General features: G+C 73.3%; 16 protein-coding genes. 10 read left to right on the top strand and 6 right to left on the bottom strand.

Annotation, left to right across the window (positions count from 1 at the left end):
- Position 1 precedes the first annotated feature (1 nt).
- Complete coding sequence (locus tag K7472_RS26430) at positions 2-1,687, bottom strand: hypothetical protein (protein ID WP_222981073.1); 1,686 nt, start codon at positions 1,685-1,687, stop codon at positions 2-4.
- 125 nt (positions 1,688-1,812) lie between these two features.
- Positions 1,813-2,007 (bottom strand): hypothetical protein, encoded by a 195-nt coding sequence (locus K7472_RS26425; RefSeq protein ID WP_109454264.1) that lies wholly within the window; start codon positions 2,005-2,007, stop codon positions 1,813-1,815.
- A 178-nt stretch (positions 2,008-2,185) separates the two neighbouring features.
- Here K7472_RS26425 and K7472_RS26420 point away from each other — a divergent pair, with 178 nt between their 5' ends.
- Positions 2,186-2,611, top strand: a complete 426-nt coding sequence (locus K7472_RS26420; protein WP_222981072.1) for an ankyrin repeat domain-containing protein — start codon at positions 2,186-2,188, stop codon at positions 2,609-2,611.
- A gap of 71 nt (positions 2,612-2,682) precedes the next feature.
- Here the strand turns inward: K7472_RS26420 and K7472_RS26415 are convergent, their stop codons facing one another.
- Positions 2,683-3,480 carry an exodeoxyribonuclease III gene (locus K7472_RS26415; protein ID WP_372458078.1) on the bottom strand — a complete coding sequence of 266 codons (798 nt, stop codon included), beginning with the start codon at positions 3,478-3,480 and terminating at the stop codon, positions 2,683-2,685.
- A 113-nt stretch (positions 3,481-3,593) separates the two neighbouring features.
- On the opposite strand from K7472_RS26415, the gene K7472_RS26410 reads away from it, so the two are divergent.
- The 3 genes from K7472_RS26410 to K7472_RS26400 all read left to right on the top strand — a co-directional run bounded on the left by K7472_RS26410 (position 3,594) and on the right by K7472_RS26400 (position 5,520).
- A complete protein-coding gene (locus K7472_RS26410) occupies positions 3,594-4,115 on the top strand; it encodes a GNAT family N-acetyltransferase (protein WP_222981070.1) in 522 nt (173 codons plus the stop codon).
- Between the two features lie 13 nt (positions 4,116-4,128).
- Entirely contained in the window at positions 4,129-5,148 is a 1,020-nt protein-coding gene (locus K7472_RS26405) for a GNAT family N-acetyltransferase (RefSeq protein ID WP_222981069.1), read from the top strand.
- 126 nt (positions 5,149-5,274) lie between these two features.
- Complete coding sequence (locus K7472_RS26400) at positions 5,275-5,520, top strand: DUF397 domain-containing protein (protein ID WP_222981068.1); 246 nt, start codon at positions 5,275-5,277, stop codon at positions 5,518-5,520.
- 77 nt (positions 5,521-5,597) lie between these two features.
- On the opposite strand, the gene K7472_RS26395 is transcribed toward K7472_RS26400, so the two are convergent.
- Positions 5,598-6,098, bottom strand: coding sequence for an ATP-binding protein (locus K7472_RS26395; protein ID WP_222981067.1), 501 nt, complete (start codon positions 6,096-6,098; stop codon positions 5,598-5,600).
- Positions 6,099-6,323: 225 nt separating this feature from the next.
- On the opposite strand from K7472_RS26395, the gene K7472_RS26390 reads away from it, so the two are divergent.
- Together K7472_RS26390 and K7472_RS26385 are read left to right on the top strand one after the other, a co-directional pair.
- Positions 6,324-7,205 carry a Sco1979 family transcriptional regulator gene (locus K7472_RS26390; protein WP_222981066.1) on the top strand — a complete coding sequence of 294 codons (882 nt, stop codon included), beginning with the start codon at positions 6,324-6,326 and terminating at the stop codon, positions 7,203-7,205.
- 115 nt (positions 7,206-7,320) lie between these two features.
- Entirely contained in the window at positions 7,321-8,778 is a 1,458-nt protein-coding gene (locus tag K7472_RS26385; protein WP_222981065.1) for an aldehyde dehydrogenase family protein, read from the top strand.
- A gap of 24 nt (positions 8,779-8,802) precedes the next feature.
- Here K7472_RS26385 and gad read toward each other — a convergent pair whose 3' ends face one another.
- Positions 8,803-10,188 (bottom strand): glutamate decarboxylase, encoded by a 1,386-nt coding sequence (gene gad, locus K7472_RS26380; protein ID WP_222981064.1) that lies wholly within the window; start codon positions 10,186-10,188, stop codon positions 8,803-8,805.
- 175 nt (positions 10,189-10,363) lie between these two features.
- Between gad and K7472_RS26375 the strand changes: the two genes are divergently transcribed.
- From K7472_RS26375 to lysX, 4 genes are all read left to right on the top strand, one after another.
- Positions 10,364-10,984 (top strand): cysteine hydrolase family protein, encoded by a 621-nt coding sequence (locus tag K7472_RS26375; protein WP_222981063.1) that lies wholly within the window; start codon positions 10,364-10,366, stop codon positions 10,982-10,984.
- Between the two features lie 7 nt (positions 10,985-10,991).
- A complete protein-coding gene (locus K7472_RS26370; RefSeq protein ID WP_222981062.1) occupies positions 10,992-11,891 on the top strand; it encodes a GlxA family transcriptional regulator in 900 nt (299 codons plus the stop codon).
- A 218-nt stretch (positions 11,892-12,109) separates the two neighbouring features.
- Positions 12,110-13,078, top strand: coding sequence for a TauD/TfdA family dioxygenase (locus K7472_RS26365; RefSeq protein WP_222981061.1), 969 nt, complete (start codon positions 12,110-12,112; stop codon positions 13,076-13,078).
- A 131-nt stretch (positions 13,079-13,209) separates the two neighbouring features.
- Positions 13,210-16,527, top strand: a complete 3,318-nt coding sequence (gene lysX, locus K7472_RS26360; RefSeq protein ID WP_222981060.1) for a bifunctional lysylphosphatidylglycerol synthetase/lysine--tRNA ligase LysX — start codon at positions 13,210-13,212, stop codon at positions 16,525-16,527.
- A 24-nt stretch (positions 16,528-16,551) separates the two neighbouring features.
- On the opposite strand, the gene K7472_RS26355 is transcribed toward lysX, so the two are convergent.
- The gene (locus K7472_RS26355; protein WP_222981059.1) at positions 16,552-18,111 is read right to left on the bottom strand and encodes a PucR family transcriptional regulator; all 1,560 of its coding nucleotides are present in this window, start codon (positions 18,109-18,111) and stop codon (positions 16,552-16,554) included.
- Between the last annotated feature and the right edge of the window lie 180 nt (positions 18,112-18,291).

The following is an 18,291-nucleotide window of genomic DNA, read 5'->3' as shown; positions in this document are numbered from 1 at the left end:
GTCAGCCCTCCGTCACGTCGACGGTCTCCCGCCGCGGCGCCTTCGCCGGATCGGGCGCGGCGAGCCGCATCGCGGGCGCCTCGGCCAGATCCCCGGACGACGCCTTCGTCATGTCCACCGGGGACGCCTTGGTCATGTCCACCGGAGCGGCCTTCGTCATGCTCACCGCCGCGGGCGTCGTCGGCAGCAGGGCCAGCACCGCTCTGCGGTGGCCGTCCTCGGTCTCCTCGTCGTGCGGGTCGGGCGTGGCCGGCACCTGGAGCCGGTGCACCGGACCGTCGCCCAGCCGGGCGTAGCCGCGCCCCGCGGGCGTCTCCCCGGACGGCGTGGTGTGCGGCGGCACGCCGAGGACCGCCTCCACCTGGTCGGCCCCGGCCGGGCCCAGCACCACGCGGGCCCGGGTGTGTCCGCGTACCGTCGCGCCCAGCGCGTCCGCCGCGTCCAGGGCGTCCGCGATCGCCACCGTCACGCCTGCGGCGCGTCCGTGCAGCAGCGGGGTCTCCAGCAGTTCCTGCGGGTCGGGACGGCCCTCGACCTGGGCGAGCTGGCTGAGCGCGGTCGGCCGGTCGGCCAGCACCCACAGCGGCCGGCGGCAGTCTTCGGGCGCCGGACGTCCCGCCTGCCGGGCCCGGTTGACGGCGATCAGCCGCCGCTGGGTCTCGTGCGCGGCCCACTCCAGCACCGCGAGCGTCCCGGCGAGTCCGCTCTCGACGGCGAGCACGCCCGGCCGCCCGGCCAGGAACGCGTAGTCCCCGGTCCCCGCTCCGTCCACCACGACCACGTCGCCGTGGTGCAGCGCCTGGAGGGCCAGCGACCGCAGCAGCGTGGTGGTGCCGCTGCCGGCCCGGCCCAGGGCGAGCAGGTGCGGCTCCGTGGAGCGCGGGCCGGTGCGCCACACCACCGGTGGCGCGTTCCGGCTGCGGTCGCCGTCGCGCACCGGGATGGTGCGCCGCACGTGCAGGTCGTCGGTGAAGCCGAGGACGGTCTCGCCCGGCGCCGTGACGAACCGCTGCGCGCCGATTCCGGTGGCCAGCGGCGGGAGCGCGGTGAGGGTGAGGTGGTTGTCCTCCTCGTCCCAGTCGAAGCGGTACTCCCTGCCGCGCCCGGCCTTGGCGTGCAGCAGCCGTTCGACGCGGGCCCGTGAGGCGGGCTCGCCGTCGGTGAAGTAGGCGGGGTAGCGCAGCCGCAGACGCGTCAGCCGCCCCTCCTCGAAGACGTGGGAGGCGAACGCCTGCTGCCAGTCGCCGTCGTGCGCGTAGAGCGGTGCCGGGTCGTTCGGGTCCGACAGGTAGGGCACCAGCGCCTCGTAGAGCGCCTTGAGCTTGGCGGCCTCGACCGGGTCCGGCCCCTCCGGCTCCGGCGGGGTGCGGTCCCGGCCCGCCCACCCCGCCGATCCCATCAGCCCGATCACGGCAAGCAGCGGCCCGTACGGCATCAGCGCGACCACGGCGACCCCCGTCGCCACCAGCAGCAGCGCGGGGCCCCGCTTGTCCTTGGGCGCCGCCTTCCACCAGTCGCGGGCCCACGCCAGATGGTGCCGCAGCCCGCGGCCGATCGTCAGGACCGGCTGGAGGACGTCCCCGGCGCCTTCGGCCGCGGACCGCGCGGCCCGGGCGACGTCTCGCCCGCGGGCCAGCGACGGCCGGGCCCTGTTGGTCAGGATGCTGGGGAGGGGTCGCCGGGCCACGAGTGCTCCAGAAGGTGCGGGGGCGGGGGATCGGGGCCCGGAGCGGGACGCCCCGGTCCGGGCCCTGCGGGAGGGAAGGCCGTCCCGTCGCAGCCGGCGGTGGACCGGCTGCCGGCCGGCTCGGGCTAGATCTTGATCCCGCCGAGCATGCTTGCCAGGCTGGCGCCGCCCGCCTTGATGCTCGGCGCGATGGCGGTCCCGGCGAGGTAGAAGCCGAACAGCGAGCAGACGATGGCGTGCGAGACCTTGAGCCCGTCCTTGCGGAAGAACAGGAAGGCGATGATGCCGAGCAGGACGACGCCGGAGATGGTCAGGATCATGGGTTCTCCTGTGGGCTAGGGACGGTCACCATGAGTGTCACCACGATCGCAAAAAGTAATAAACGGTTAAAGGGGTCATTCGGGTGATTACTCGGACTGTTCACCGGGGTGGCGGGAGAGCCGTCCCGGGCGGCTCGACGGGTGCGCCGGACCGCGTGCCCGCATAGGGTGAGGCGCCATGACGCACTCCACCCCGGGGGTAGGCCCCGAGTCCGAGCCCGCGCACGACCCCGAGGTCATCCAGCTCGCCGCCAAGGTCTTCGACCTCGCCCGGCAGGGCACCACCGACACCCTTGCCGCCTACGTGGACGCGGGCGTGCCGGCCAACCTGCACAACGACCGCGGTGACACGCTGCTGATGCTCGCCGCCTACCACGGCCACGCGGAGACGGTCGCCGCCCTGCTGGCGCGCGGCGCGGACCCCGACCGGGCCAACGACCGGGGCCAGACCCCCCTGGCCGGGGCGGTCTTCAAGGGGGAGGACGCGGTGGTCACCGCGCTGCTGGACGGCGGCGCCGATCCGCTCGCGGGCACGCCGTCGGCGCTGGACACCGCCAGGATGTTCGGCAAGCAGGAGCTGGTGACCCGCTTCGAACGCGGCTGACCCGGTCCCGTCCCCCGAAGGCGTGGCTGACCCGGGCCCGTCCCCCGGAAGACGGGGCGGGGGCCCGGCCGTCAGACGCGGTACGTGACCGTCACCGGCGCGTGGTCCGACCAGCGCTCGGCGTGCGTGGCCGCCTGCTCCACCACCGCCTCGACCGCCCGCGCGGCCAGGCCCGGCGTCGCCACGTGGTAGTCGATGCGCCACCCCGCGTCGTTGTCGAACGCCCTGCCCCGGTAAGACCACCACGAGTACGGCCCGGTGGCCTGCGGGTGCAGGGCGCGCACCACGTCCACGTAGCCGGTCCCGTCGAAGACACCGGACAGCCAGGCGCGCTCCTCCGGGAGGAATCCGGCGTTGCGCGTGTTGGCCCGCCAGTTCTTCAGGTCCGCCTCGCGGTGCGCGATGTTCCAGTCGCCGCAGACCAGCACCTCACGCCCGGCCGCCTCGGCCCGCGCCTTCAACTCGCCCAGATGGACGGCGAATTCCTTGCAAAACCGGTCCTTCTCCGCCTGTCGCTCGGTGCCCACCTCTCCGGAGGGCAGGTAGAGGCTGGCGACGGTCAGGCCCGGCAGGTCCGCCTCGACGTAGCGGCCCGAGGTGTCGAACTCGTCCGAGCCGAATCCCACCCGCACCCGCTCGGGCTCGCGCCGGGTGTAGAGCGCGACGCCCGCCCGGCCCTTCGCCGCCGCCGGGGCGTGCACCGCGTACCAGCCGTCCGGCTCCCGCACCCCGTCGGGCAGCTGCGCGGCCTCGGCCCGCACCTCCTGCAGGCACACCACGTCGGCCGCGGTCCCCGCCAGCCACGGCACGAAGCCCTTCCTGGCGGCGGCACGCAATCCGTTGACGTTCACCGACGACACGGTCAGCACGGGCATCCTCCGATCGGCACGACAGCCCCGGCAGCCTACGGGACCCGCGCGCCGATGCCCGCCCCGGCCGCAGGTCACGACGGGGTGGGCCGGCCGTCCCGTACCCTGCCGGGGTGGAGATACGACACGTGCGCTACGACCACCCGGACGCGGTGCTGCTGACGGCACGGGTGCAGCAGGAGTACGTGGAGCGGTACGGCGACCCCGACGCGACCCCGGTCGACCCGGGCGACTTCGAGCCGCCGCGCGGGCTCTTCCTCGTCGCCTACCTCGACGGGGTGCCGGTGGCCACCGGCGGGTGGCGCGCGCAGGACGCCTCGCCGGAAGGGCACGAGGACGGCGACGCCGAGCTGAAGCGGATGTACGTGGTCCCCGAGGCGCGCGGACGCGGCCTCGCCCGGCAGGTCCTGGCCGCGCTGGAGGACAGCGCCGCCGCCGCGGGGCGCTCCCGGATGGTGCTGGAGACCGGCACCAGGCAGCCGGAGGCCATCGCGCTGTACGTCTCCTGCGGCTACGTGCCGATCACCAAGTTCGGGCTGTACCGGGACGATCCGCTGAGCCGCTGCTTCGGCACGGACCTGGCCGTGCGCCCGGTCCGTGGGAACGTCTTGCAGGCCGAGGTGCCGGGCCGTTAGCGTCCGGCCCACCATGACCTTCGCCATCGCGCCCATGTCGGCCGAGCACGTGCCGGAGTCCGCCGCCCTCCTCGACCGCTGGTACGGCAGAGCGCGCAGACCCCGCGGGTACGCGGGCGTCGGCGGCCGGGGCGCCGCCGCACCCGACCACGACGGCGAGGCGGTGATATCCGCGCTGCTCGGCGCGGTCGGCGCACAGAGCGCGCTGGCCCGCGACAGCCGCTCCCGGCTGGCGGGATACCTCATCGCCGCGCCCACCGAGGGCCTCGGCGACGAGCGGCCCGACGACCACGGGCACGCGGGCAGCGCCCTGGTGGGACACGGCGGCCATGCCCTGCACCCGGGCCAGGAGACCGCCGTGCTGCGCGAGTTGTACGCGGCGGTGTCCGAACGCCTGGTGGCGCGCGGGCGGTTGGTGCACCACGTGTGGCTCCCGGCGGACGACACCGTGGCGATGGCGTGGTTCCGGCTGGGCTTCGGACTGGAACAGCTGCGCGGCCTGATGCCGGTGCGGGCCACCGGACGGCAGCCGCGCGGTGTCGAGGGCCTGTCGATCCGCCGCGCCGGACCCGCCGACCTCGCGGCGGTCGGACGGATGGCGGCCGACGCGGCGGCCCACCGCAGACAGGCGGGCATGTTCCAGCCGCAGCCCGAGGACGTGCTGATCCGCCAGCGCCTGCGGTACGCGGACGCCCTGGCCGATCCGTGCTGCGGCGCGTGGCTGGCGGTGCGGCGCGGCGAGGAGGCCGGGATGATCGTGCTGACCCCGGCCCCGCCCGGCCCCTTCATCCCGGAGGCGACCGCCGAACTGGCGGAGGCGTACGTCGAGCCGTCCTCGCGCGGCGAGGGCGTCAGCAGGGTGCTGCTGGCCACGGCCCTGGCCTGGGCGTACGGCAGGGGCTACCGCCAGGTCGCGGCGACCTGGCCCACCGCCTCCCGGCTCTCGGCCGGTCACTGGCCCAGCCTGGGATTCGCGCCGGTCGCCTACCGGCTGTGCAGAGTCCTGGACCCGCGCGTCGCCGAACGCGACTGACGCTGCGTCAGACCGACAATAACCGGCCCATGGGAACGGATTTGCGCGGGGTGGATGCACGCGCAGCTGCATGTGCATCGCGCTATCATTCCCGCCGGTGAGAACGCACGTTCCAGGAGGTTGAGAGTGCGGCGCACGTACAACGGCATGGCTGCCACCGAACTCCAGGGCGTCGTGTGGTGCAAGAGCCGGCGCAGCAACTCGCAGGGAACGTGCGTGGAGTTGGCGAAGCTGCCGGACGGTGACGTGGCGGTGCGCAACTCCCGTTTCCCGGAAGGGCCCGCGCTGATATACACCCGCGCCGAGATCGAGGCGCTGCTGCTCGGTGTGAAGGACGGCGAGTTCGACCATCTGGTGCGCCCGGCGACCTGACGGCCCGACCCCGCGCGGTCTCGCCCCCTTGGCGGAATTCACCGTATTCCCGCCGTGTTATCGGGCTCGTATTCCGATCAGTCGGCGGTGTGCGCCGGTATCGGAAAGAGCGCCCAGACGACCTTTCCGCTCCCCGGCAGCGGGTGCCATCCCCAGGCCCCGCTGCACGACTCGACCAGGTGCAGGCCGCGGCCGGACTCGGCCGCGAAGTCCGGCGTGGTCGGGACCGGTCCGCGATCGCTGGGATCGCGGACCGAGCACACCACGCGCGACGCCCAGTGGGCCAGGCTCAGCCGGACCGGCGCGGTGGTGGAGGTCTGCGCGGCGTTCGGGTGCGGCCCCGTGCCCGTCCCGACGCCGTGCCGCAGCGCGTTGGTGACCAGTTCGGAGGTCACCAGCGCGACGTTGTCGAACAGCTCCGCCAGGTCCCAGCCGGCGAGCGTGGCCCGGGTGAAGCGCCTCGCCTGCGCCACGGACTCGTACCGGGCGAGCAGTTCGCACGCCGAGGACGCCAGCCGGTCCGTCGCGGGCGCCACGCCCTTTAAGGGGGCGAGGACGCTGGGGCCGTCACTCCTCATGGCAGACACCTCGGCTGTCGTGAGCTGTGTTCGACGTGTGCACGACGAACATCGTCCCCAACGCCGTTCCCGTATGCAAGGGCGGATGCACGTGCATCTGCAAACTTGGCATATGCAGGCGCAGGTTCACGTGCATCGATTCGGCCATCGGCCGGTGAAGCGCTGGTCCGCGGGGCCGGGGAAGGTGGCAGACTGCGCCTGTTCGTCGTCAGGAGGGGCCATCCAATGTCGGCAGATCAGTCCGCGGGCACGCAGCCCGGCGGCGGATCGATGGTGCGGCGGATCCTGCTCGGCTCGCAGTTGCGCAGGCTGCGGGAGTCGCGCGGGGTCACGAGGGAGGACGCCGGGTACTCGATCCGGGCGTCGGAGTCCAAGATCAGCCGGATGGAACTCGGCCGGGTGAGCTTCAAGGAACGCGACGTCGCGGATCTGCTCACTCTTTACGGTGTCACCGAACAGGCCGAGCGCGACGCCCTGCTGGGGCTCGCCCGGGAGGCCAACGTCACCGGCTGGTGGCACAGTTACGGCGACGTGCTGCCTGGCTGGTTCCAGACGTACGTCGGCCTGGAGGAGTCGGCCTCCGCCCTCTCCACCTTCGAGGTGCAGTTCGTCCACGGCCTGTTGCAGACCGAGGAGTACGCCCGCGGCGTCGTCCTGCTCGGACAGCCCAACGCCTCGCAGGACGAGGTGGCGCGCCGGGTGGACCTGCGCATGCGCCGCCAGAAGATCCTGGCGGGCGACCGCTGCCCCGGCTTCACCGTGGTGCACGACGAGGCGGCGCTGCGCAGGCCGTTCGGCGGCCGGGCGGCGATGCGCGGACAACTGGAACGGCTGCTGGAGATGTCGGACCACCCGGGCGTGGACCTGCGTGTCATGCCGTTCGCGCGAGGCGGCCACGCGGCGGAGAGCGGCGCGTTCACCGTCCTGGGATTCCCCGAGTCCGATCTGCCCGACGTGGTCTATCTGGAACAGCTCACCAGCGCGCTCTACATCGACAAGCGCGACGAAGTGGCGCAATACGTGAGGGTGATGGACCGCCTCCTCGCCGACAGCCTCACCCCGGAAGCCACCCGGGATCTGCTGCGCTCCCTTCTGCGCGAGCTGTGAGCCGTGCGCGCCGACCACTCGTGACGCGACGTCAACTCGCTTGCCGAATCCGTATTATGAGGCCGCATCAGAACAATTCCCGCGCGCCCGACCCCGACCCCGCGAGAGGTATGGCATGTCCCTTTCTTCCGAATTGGCGCTCCAGTGCATCGACGGTGAATGGAAGTCCGGGAGCGGCTCCTGGGACATCATCGACTTCAACCCGTACAACGGTGAGAAGATCGCGGCCATAACCGTCGCCACCGTGGCCGAGGTCGACCAGGCCTACCGGGCGGCGGAGCGGGCGCAGCGGGAATGGGCCAGGGTCAACCCGTACCAGCGGCGGATGGTCTTCGAGCGGGCGCTGCGCGTCATCGAGGAGCGCGAGCGGGAGATCACCGAGACCATCATCGAGGAACTCGGCGGCACCCACCTGAAGGCGGGCTTCGAACTCGCCCTGTCCAAGGACATGTTGCGCGAGGCGATGCAACTGGCGCTGCGCGCCGAGGGACGGATCCTGCCCTCGCCGGTGGACGGCAAGGAGAACCGCCTCTACCGGCTGCCGGTCGGCGTGGTGGGTGTGATCAGCCCGTTCAACTTCCCGTTCTTCCTGTCGCTGAAGTCGGTGGCCCCGGCGCTCGCGCTGGGCAACGGGGTGGTGCTCAAGCCGCACCAGAACACCCCGATCGTCGGCGGCACCCTGATCGCGAGGATCTTCGAGGAGGCCGGTCTGCCCGCCGGGCTGCTCAACGTGGTGGTCACCGACATCGCCGAGATCGGCGACGCGCTCATCGAGCACCCGGTGCCCAAGGTGATCTCCTTCACCGGTTCCGACAAGGTCGGCCGCCACGTCGCCCAGGTCGCCGCCGGACACTTCAAGCGCACGGTCCTCGAACTCGGCGGCAACAGCGCCCTGATCGTGCTCGACGACGCCGACCTCGACTACGCGGTCGACGCCGCGGTCTTCAGCCGCTTCGCCCACCAGGGTCAGGTGTGCATGGCGGCCAACCGCGTGCTGGTCGACCGCACGGTGGAGAAGGAGTTCAGCGAGCGCTTCGTCGCCAAGATCCGCACCCTGAAGGTGGGCGACCCGCAGGACCCGGCCACCCACATCGGCCCGCTGATCAACTCCACCCAGGCCGACAGCATCGAGGCGCAGGTCAGCGCCGCCATCGAGGCCGGTGCCACACCGCTGCTGCGCGGCAGTACGGACGGCACCATGATGGAGCCGACCGTGCTGGGCGCGGTCCCGGCCGGCGCGCCGATCCTGACCTCCGAGATCTTCGGCCCGGTCGCCCTGGTCATCCCGTTCGACGACGAGGACGAGGCGGTGCGGATCGCCAACGACACGCCGTTCGGCCTCAGCGGCGCCGTGCACACCGCCGACACCGAGCGCGGGGTGCGCGTCGCCCAGCGCATCGACGCGGGCATGGTCCACGTCAACGACGGCACCATCGCCGACGAGCCGATCGTGGCGTTCGGCGGCGAGAAGAACTCCGGCGTGGGACGGCTGGGCGGCGACGCCACGGTGGAGGCCTTCACCACGGTCAAGTGGATCTCCGTCCAGCACGGCCGCAGCGCCTTCCCGTTCTGACCGCTCGCGGGGCCGGGGGAGCGGTCAGTGGTGGAAGCCCGGCTGCTCCTTCGCCCCGCCGACGCCACGGCGGTTGAGCTCGGCGACCGCCTTCTCGATGTCCGCCAGCAGCAGTGTGGCCAGGTCCCGGCTGACGCCGTGCCGGACCACCACCCGCTGCACCACGATGTCGTCACGGTCGGCGGGCAGCGGGTAGGTCGGCACCTGCCAGCCGCGCATCCGCAGCCGCTCCGACAGGTCGTAGAGGGTCCAACTGTCCGGCTGGTCCTCGGGCTTCATCGTCCAGCACACCACCGGCAGTCCCGTCCTGCCGTCGTGCAGGACCGTGAACGGCCCCAACGCGCCGACGGCGTCGGCGAGTTCGACGGCTGTGTCGGCGCACGCCCGCTGCACGTCGTGGTACCCCTGACGCCCCAGCCGCAGCAGGTTGTAGTACTGCGCGACCACCTCGCCGCCGGGACGGCTGAAGTTGAGCGCGAAGGTCGGCATGTCGCCGCCCAGGTAGTCGACGTGGAAGACGAGTTCGTCGGGGAGTTCGGCGGCGTCACGCCAGACGACCCAGCCCACGCCGAGCGGCGCGAGCCCGAACTTGTGGCCGGAGGAGTTGATGCTCTTGACCCGCTCCAGCCTGAAGTCCCACACCAGGTCCGGCTGGAGGAACGGAGCCACGAAGCCGCCGCTGGCCGCGTCCACGTGCATCGGGATGTCGAGACCCTTGGTGCGTTGCAGTGCGTCCAGTGCCTGCGCCACGGCGGCCACCGGCTCGTACCCGCCGGTGAAGGTGACGCCGAGTGTCGTGACGACGCCGATGGTGTTCTCGTCGCAGTAGTCGGCCAGCTGCTCCGGCCGCATCGTCAGGCTGTCCTTGAGCAACGGGATCTGCCGCAGCTCGACGTCGAAGTAGCGGCCGAACTTCTCCCAGCACACCTGGACCGGACCGCACACCAGGTTGGGCCGGTCGGCCGGCTGTCCCGCCGCGCGGCGCCGGGCACGCCAGCGGCGTTGCAGCGCCAGGCCCGCCAGCATCGCGGCCTCGCTGGAGCCGGTGGTGGAACACCCCATGGTGGTCGCGCCCTGAGGCGAGTTCCACAGGTCGGCGAGGATGTGCACGCACCGCGACTCCAGTTCGGCCGTCTGCGGGTACTCGTCCTTGTCCACCAGGTTCTTGTCGAGCGTCTCGGCCATGATGGCCTTGACCTCGGGCTCGACCCAGGTGGTGCAGAAGGTGGCGAGGTTCTGCCGGGAGTTGCCGTCCAGCGCGAGCTCGTCGTGGACCAGCCCGAACGCGGTGCGGGCGGCCATCGACTCGTCCGGGATGCGATAGCGCGGCAGCGCCTCGCCCGCCCAGGGCAGGGCGTACAGGTCGTCGGGTGCTTGCTGGCGGTCGCGGTCGACGCGGTGCAGTGCCATGGGACCTCCTGGGGGTCACCTCCATCGTGCAACGCCTGCCCACCGGGCGCCCGCCGCAATGCCGAGGACCCCGCCGGGTCCTTCGCGGGCGCCCGCCCGGCGCTGACCGGATCGTTCCGCATCGAGGCATGATGGTGTCTGTCGCGGAACGCGGCGCACCGGCCAGGATCGGATCATGAACAACGCACTCGTCGTCATCGACGTCCAGGAGTCCTTCCGGCAGCGGCCCGACTGGCAGGCCGTCTCCGAGCCCGCCGTCGCGGCCAAGGCGGCCCGTCTCGTCGACGCCGCCCGGGAACGCGGCGACCTGGTGGTCTGGGTGCTGCATAGCGAGCCCGGCAGCGGCACCGTCTTCGACCCCGCCGGCGGCCACGTCCGGCTGATCGAGGGCCTGCGGGAGCGCGAGGGCGAGCCGGTGATCACCAAGACCTCGCACAACGCCTTCACCACCACCAACCTCCAGCAGCTGCTGACCAGCCGGGGCGTGGGCGCCTTGACGATCTGCGGCATCCGCACCGAGCAGTGCTGCGAGACCACCGCCCGGCTCGCCTCCGACCTCGGCTACGAGGTCACCTTCGTGATCGACGCGACCGCGACCACCCCGCGCGAACACCGCGACGCCCCGGCCGGCCGCACCCTGGAGGAGATCCTCGCCGACCCGCGCACCCTGTCCACCGCCGACATCCTGACCCGCACCGAGTACGCGCTGGCCGGGCGCTTCGCCACCATCGCCACCGTGGACGAACTGGCCGGCCCCCGCGCGTCGGCCGAGCCCGCGGCGACCTCGAGGAGCTGACCGGATCGTGCCCCGCGTCGTCTTCCTGCTCGCGCCGCAGGTCCACCTGCTGAATCTGGCGGGGCCCGCCCAGGTGTTCTCCACCGCCGCGGACCTCGGCCACGACTACCGCCTGGAGTACGTGGCCGAGCGGGAGGACGTGCCGAGCGCGCAGGGCCTGCCGCTGCGCGCCCGCGTCGCATGGCCCGCCACCGCCCCCGACGACCTGCTGGTCGTCCCCGGCTGGCGCGCGTCGGCGCCGGACGGGGCGCCCGGTGAGGCGGCGCTGCGGCGGCTGCGCGCCCACCACGCGGCGGGCGGCACGGTGGCGAGTGTCTGTTCCGGCGTACGGGCGCTGGGCGCCGCGGGCCTGCTGGACGGACGGCGGTGCACCACGCACCACGAGATCCAGGACGAGCTCGCCCGCCGCCACCCGCGGGCCGAGCTGGTGCGCGACGTGCTCTACGTGACCGACGACCGCGTCGTCACCTCCGCCGGGATCGCCAGCGGCATCGACCTCGCCCTGCACCTCGTCGCGGTCCGGCACGGCCCCGCGGCGGCGGCCAGGGTCGCCCGTTCGATGGTGGTCTACGCCCGGCGCAACGGCGACGACCGGCAGGAGGGCGCGATGCTGCGCCACCGCGCGCACCTGAGCGACGCGGTGCACCGCGCCCAGGACCTCATCGAGGCCCGTTTCACCGGCACCCTGCGGCTGTCCGCGCTGGCCGCCGAGACCGGGGTCAGCGAACGCACCCTGACCCGCCGGTTCACCGCCGCCACCGGGCTCACCCCGCTGCGCTACCAGCAGGTGCTGCGGGTCGAGCGCGCGGAGCACCTCATCGGCCACGGCACGACGGTGGAGGCCGCGGCCCGCGCGGTCGGCTTCGAGGACGCCCGCATGCTGCGCCGCCTGCGCGCGAGAGGATGAGCCGCGCGCGCAGCGGTCCGGGCCGAAGCCGGCCCGTCCCGCGACGCCGCACGCTCTCCGGCGGGCTCATTCGACACGCTCTCCGGCGGGCTCACGCGACACGCTCCCCGGCAAGCTCAGATGTTGCTCAAGGAATGACCCCGCGTGGACGGGCGTGATTCGGCCGGGGTTACCGTCGAGCACGACCCGAGCGCCCCGCACGAGGAGAACCTGACGGCATGTCTGACGTTCCGCCGCAGCGCGTGATCATCCCCGGCGACGTCACCGCGTCCCTGTCGGCGGATCTGCGCGAACCCGGCGGCGTCGACGGACTGCTGCCGGACGACGACCCCGGCGCGTACGGCGGGACGGGCGCCAAGCTCCTGCGCAACCACCTTCCGGCCGCCGTCCTGGAGCGCCTGACCGCCTGGCGCCGGGAGCCCGAACCCTGGCTGACGGTCGGCAACCTGCCGCGGCCGCGGGACTTCGTGCCCACCCCGCGGGACGGCTTCGCCGACGAGAACGCGCTGACCGTGCCCAACCTCGTCCACCTCGGCCTGCTGCGCCTGCTCGGGGTGACGCCGGTCGCGTACCGCTGGGAGAACGAGGGGCGGCTGATGCGCAACGTCGCGCCCCGGCCCGGCTCCGCCGGAGCCCTGACCTCCTGGGGCTCGACCGCCCCGCTGGACTGGCACACCGACGACTCCGTGCTCGACCACCACGACGGCGCGGGCCCGGCGGACGCCATACCGCACTACCTGTCGTTCTACGGGATGCGCAACGAGGAGCGGGTGCCGACCGACCTGCTGGATGTGGACACGGTCCTCGCCGGGCTGCCCCGCTGGACCCACGACGACCTGCGGCGACCGGAGTTCGCGGTCAGCGCGCCCGAGTCGTACGCGCCCGCCGACGGCGACCGCCCCGCGCGGGAGGCCGTGCCGCTGCTGTGGACGCTGCCCGACGGGCACGACGCCGTGCGGTACGGGCCCGGCCGGATCACCGGGCGCACGACGCGGGCCGTGCGGGCGCTGACCCGGTTCGAGCAGCGCCTCGGCGAGCTGGAGGGCGGGTCGGTGCTGGTCGGGGCGGGCGACTTCCACATCTTCGACAACCGCAGGGTGCTGCACCGCCGGGTGCCCTTCCAGCCGGCCGCGCAGGAGACGGCCCGCTGGCTGCGCCGCTGCTACGCCCGGGCCCGCCAGGACTGAGCGCACCGGTCGCGAGGCCACCCCCGTACGGCGGGTGCTCCGCAGGGCGAACCCGGGCGGGCCTGGATACCGTGGATCGTGGCGGAACCGGCGCTTGCGGCGCCCGGGCCCGGCACGACACCAGGAGGGCCATGAGCAGCGCCGAGGGCACCACGGGAACCGGGGTGTGGCAGCGCTTCCTGGCCCGCGTCCCGGCCTGGCTCGGCGCCTTCTTCGGCGCCCTGGGCGTGCTGTGCGCGGTCACCGCCGTCATCGCGCCGCTGCGCCACCTGCTCGCGCCGGTGCTGCGCTTCATCGACGACTGGCTGGTGCCCGCCTCGCCCAACCTCGCCTACGCGGTCTTCCTGCTGCTGCTGTCCGGCGCGCTGCTGGCCAGGAAACGCGCCGCCTGGTGGTGGGTCACCTTCTACGTGGGCCTGGTGCTGCTCGCCGAGGCGCTGACGGTGACCATGGTCAGTGTCACCGAGTCCGCGGTGTCCATCGCCATCACCGCCGCCGTCTTCGCGGTGCTGATCCTCGGGCGGGCGCAGTTCCCGGCCCGGGTGCGGCGCGGCGCGTTCTGGCGGGCGCTGGGCGTGCTGCTGCTCGGCCTCGTGGTGGCGGTGCTGGCCGGATGGGCGCTGGTGGCCGCCTTCCACGGCGGCCTTCCGGCCCGGCAGTGGCTGCTGTGGTCGGCCAACCGGGTGCTGGGCGGCCTGACCAGCACCCGCCACTTCACCGGGCGCCCGCCGCACACCATCGACTTCTTCCTCGGCCTGTTCGGCGCGCTGGCGCTGCTGAACGCCGCCCGGGTGCTGTTCCGTTCCCAGAAGGCGCAGGCGGCGCTCCACCCGGACGAGGAGGCCCGCCTGCGGGCACTGCTGGCCCGCGACGGCTCGCAGGACTCCCTGGGCTACTTCGCCACCCGGCGGGACAAGGCCGTCGTCTTCGCGCCCGGCGGCGGCGCGGCCGTCACCTACCGCGTCGAGGCCGGCGTGTGCCTGGCCAGCTCCGACCCGGTGGGGGAGCGTGGCTCGTGGAACGCGGCGATCGGCGCCTGGCTGGACCTGGCCCGCGCCTACGCGTGGGTGCCCGCCGTGATGGGCGCCGGCGAGGACGGCGCCAGGGCCTACGCCAAGGCCGGGCTCAACGCCCTGCAACTGGGCGACGAGGCGATCCTGGAACCGGCGCGCTTCGACCTGTCGGGCCGCGACATGCGGGTGACCCGGCAGGCGGTCAACCGGGTGCGCCGCACCGGGATGACCACCCGGATGCGCCGCCACCGCGACCTGACGCAGGAGGAGATGGACGCGGTCGTCAAGCTCGCCGACGACTGGCGCGACACCGAGGTCGAACGCGGCTTCTCGATGGCACTCGGCCGCCTCGGCGACCCCGCGGACGGCGACTGCCTGCTGGCCGAGGCGCTCACCGCGGACGGCGGGACAGCGGCCCTGCTGTCCTTCGTGCCCTGGGGACCCGACGGCATCTCGCTGGACGTGATGCGCCGCGACCGTTCCGCGCCCAACGGGATCATGGAGTTCATGGTCGCCGAACTCATGGCGCAGGGAGCCAGGTTGGGCGTCAGGCGGGTCTCGCTCAACTTCGCGGTCTTCCGTTCCGTCTTCGAGGAGGGCGCCCGCATCGGCGCCGGCCCCGTGCTGCGGATGTGGCGCCGGATGCTGCTGTTCTTCTCCAAATGGTGGCAACTGGAGGCGCTCTACCGCTCCAACGTCAAGTACCAGCCGCAGTGGAACCCGCGCTTCCTGTGCTTCGCCGAAGGCCGCATGCTCGCCCGCATCGGCATCGCCGCGGGCATCGCCGAGGGGTTCGTGGACTTCCCCCGGCTCGGCCGCCGCCGCCCCCAGGGCGTCCGGCCGCCGGTCAGCGCCGCGCCGCTGCCGCCGCTCACCGAGAAGGACCTCGCCCTCGCGGCCGCCCCCGAACGCAAGGCCAAGCGTCAACCGCCGGGCGAGGGAGAGGAGTTGGCGGGCCTGCCGGAGCAGGTGCGGGTGCGGCACGAGAAGCTGCGCAGGCTGATCGCCGACGGCGTCGAGCCCTACCCGGTCGACGCCGCTCCCACCCGCACCCTCGCCCAGGTCCGCACGGCACACCCCGCCCTCGCGCCCGGGGACCGCACCGGCGAACACGTGGTGGTCGCCGGACGGCTGATGCTGCGCCGCGACTTCGGCGGCGTGGTCTTCGCCGTGCTGCGCGACTGGTCGGGAGACCTCCAGGTGATGCTGGACCGCGACGAGTCGGGCGCGGCGGAACTCACCCGGTTCACCAAGGACGCCGACCTCGGCGACCACGTGGAGGTCACCGGTGAGATCGGCGCCAGCCGCACCGGCGAACCCTCGGTGCTGGTCTCCTCCTGGCGGCTCATCGCCAAGTGCCTGCACCCGCTGCCGGACAAGCGGCGGGGCCTGACCGACCCGGAGGCCCGGGTCAGGCAGCGCTACCTCGACCTGGTGGTGCGCCCGGAAGCGCGCCGGGTGGTCAGGGCCCGCGGCGCCGCCGTGCAGGCCCTCCGTTCCGGACTGCTGGAACGCGGCTACCTGGAGGTCGAGACCCCGATGCTCCAGCAGGTCCACGGCGGCGCCAACGCCCGCCCGTTCACCACCCACATCAACGCCTACGACCTCGACCTGTACCTGCGCATCGCCCCCGAGCTGTACCTGAAGCGGCTGTGCGTGGGCGGCGTGGAACGGGTCTTCGAACTGGGCCGCACCTTCCGCAACGAGGGCACCTCCTACAAGCACAACCCCGAGTTCACCATGCTGGAGGCCTACCAGGCGTTCGCCGACTACGACACCATGTTGCGGCTCACCCGCGAGCTGATCCAGTCCGCCGCCACGGCCGCCAACGGCGCCTGCGTGGCGCGCAAGGCCGACGCGGACGGCCGCCTCGTGGACCACGACATCTCGGGTGAGTGGCCGGTCAAGACGGTCCACGGCGCGCTGTCCGAGGCGCTGGGCGAGCAGGTCGACCCCGACACCGACGTCAAACGCCTCAAGGCGCTGTGCGACCGCGCCGACGTGCCGTACGCCAAGGGCATGGGGCGCGGCGACATCGTGCTGGAGATGTACGAGCGGCTGGTGGAGGAGCCCACCCGACTGCCCACGTTCTACAAGGACTTCCCCACCGACGTCTCCCCGCTCACCCGCCAGCACCGCGCCGACCCCCGGCTCGCCGAACGCTGGGACCTGGTCGCGTTCGGCACCGAACTCGGCACCGCCTACTCGGAGTTGATCAACCCGGTGGAGCAGCGGCGGCGGCTGACCGCCCAGTCCCTGCTGGCCGCAGGCGGCGACCCGGAGGCGATGGAACTGGACGAGGACTTCCTGACCGCGCTGGAGTACGCCATGCCGCCCACCGGTGGCCTGGGCATCGGCGTCGACCGGCTGGTGATGTTCCTGACCGGCCTGACGATCCGCGAGACCCTGCCGTTCCCGCTCGTGCGACGGCACTGAAGCGATCACTGACGGCACGTCATCTCAGGCGCACAGCAAAGCCGTTCGCAAGTCGATGCGGTCCTCCAGGCGGGAGAGATCCTTGCCGGTGAGGTGTTCGATCCGCTGGATGCGGTAGTGCACGGTGTTGACGTGGACGTGCAACTGCTCGGCGGTGCGCACCCACGAGCCGCCCTGGGCGAGGAAGACCTCCAGGGTGTCCAGCAGCGTCCCGCCGGTGCGCCGGTCGTGGGCGTCGAGCGGCCCCAGCAGCCGGTGCCGGAACGCGTCGCGCACCGCCGCGGGCACCCCCGCGATCAGGTCCCGCAGCGTCAGCATCGCGTCCCCGAATCCCACCGTGGCCCGGCCCTGCCCGGCCGAGGCGGCCGTCAGCGCGTAGCGGGCCTCGCGCAGCGCGCCGGGCAGCGCCGCCGCGGACGGCACCGCCTCGCTCACCCCCGCGCGCAGCGCCGTCGCCGGGACCAGCGCCTGCAACCGCCGCCACACGGGGGCGAGTTCGGCGGCCAGCGCCTCGGTCGCGCCGGGGGTCGTGGCCAGCACGGCCACCGCCGTGCCCTCACCGTCGCCGCCCACCGCGAACGGCAGGTCCACCACCGTGCCCAGCGCCTCCGCCAGCGCCCAGCGCGCCGTACGCCCGCCGTCGTCCGCCGAGGCCGAGGAGGCCTGCGCCCGCGCGGTCAGCACCACCAGCGGGCCCTCACCCGGCAGGCCGCACTCCGCCAGCGCGCCGCCCACCACCGTGCCCTGCGCCCGGCCCCGCGCCAGCAGCGCCGCGAGCCGGTCGGCGGCGTCGTGGCGCGCGGCCTCCCGTGCCGCACCGCGGGCCCGGTGCAGGCCGACGAAGTCGGCGATCTCCCGCAGCACCCGCGGCGGCGGCGTCCCGGCCGACGGGTGCGCGTAGACGTACCACGTGCCGAGCGGCGACCGCGCGTGGGCGTCCACCGCCACCAGCCCGTCCGGCTCGCCGCCCGGCAGCGCGGCCAGCGCCGCCGCGACCGCCTCGGGGTCCGGCGCCGGGCAGCCCCGCACCGTCGCGGCCACCCGGCCGGTCGGCGTCACCACCGAGCACACCGCGTCCCCGAGATGGGTGAAAGCCCTGGTCAGAAGGGTCTCCAGCGGCGCGTCCGCGGCCAGCAGGGCGTGCAGGTCCTGGCGCACGGCGTCGGGCAACGCGGTCAAGCCGCGCTGCGTGTGGCTGAGGTCGCCCCACAGCCGCAGGTAGACGGTGTCGGTGATCGCGCGGAAGCTGGTGTGCGGCGGGACCGACAGCAGCGGCACCCGGTGCTCCCGGCAGGCGCGCACCAGCGGTTCCGGCACCGCGCCGTGCGTCTCCTCCCCGGCCAGCAGCGCGGCGGCGCCGGTCTCGCGCAGTGCCGCGGCGAAGCGGTCGGCGGCGGCCCCGCCGTCCTGCGGCCGCCACCACACCAGGCCGCTCAGGACGATCTCGCCGCGCTGGAGGTAGCGCACCGGGTCCGCCAGGTCGGTCGCGGTCACCCCGGTGACCTCGGCGCGCAGGAGCTCCTCCTCGCCCCAGACCAGAGCCAGGTCCAGTCCCGTCAGCCGCAGAAGGTCTTCGACGTGCACGTGCGCTCCTTGCCCGGTACCACCGCGCCCCGCGGCGCGGCTCCCCGTCGGTCGGCGAACGCATCCACCACCCGAACAGGGGTGTCCGCATGGTAATTGCGATGCCGTTCGGTGCAAATCCCCGGCAAATGCGCACTGGATGATCCTCCAGTGAGGAACGCGTCGTATGGCCGAAAACCG

This window comes from Streptantibioticus parmotrematis, assembly GCF_019890615.1.
GTDB lineage: Bacteria > Actinomycetota > Actinomycetes > Streptomycetales > Streptomycetaceae > Streptantibioticus_D > Streptantibioticus_D parmotrematis.
The sequence above is the reverse complement of the archived record's forward strand: the minus strand, read 5'-3'. Positions and strand labels throughout refer to the sequence as shown.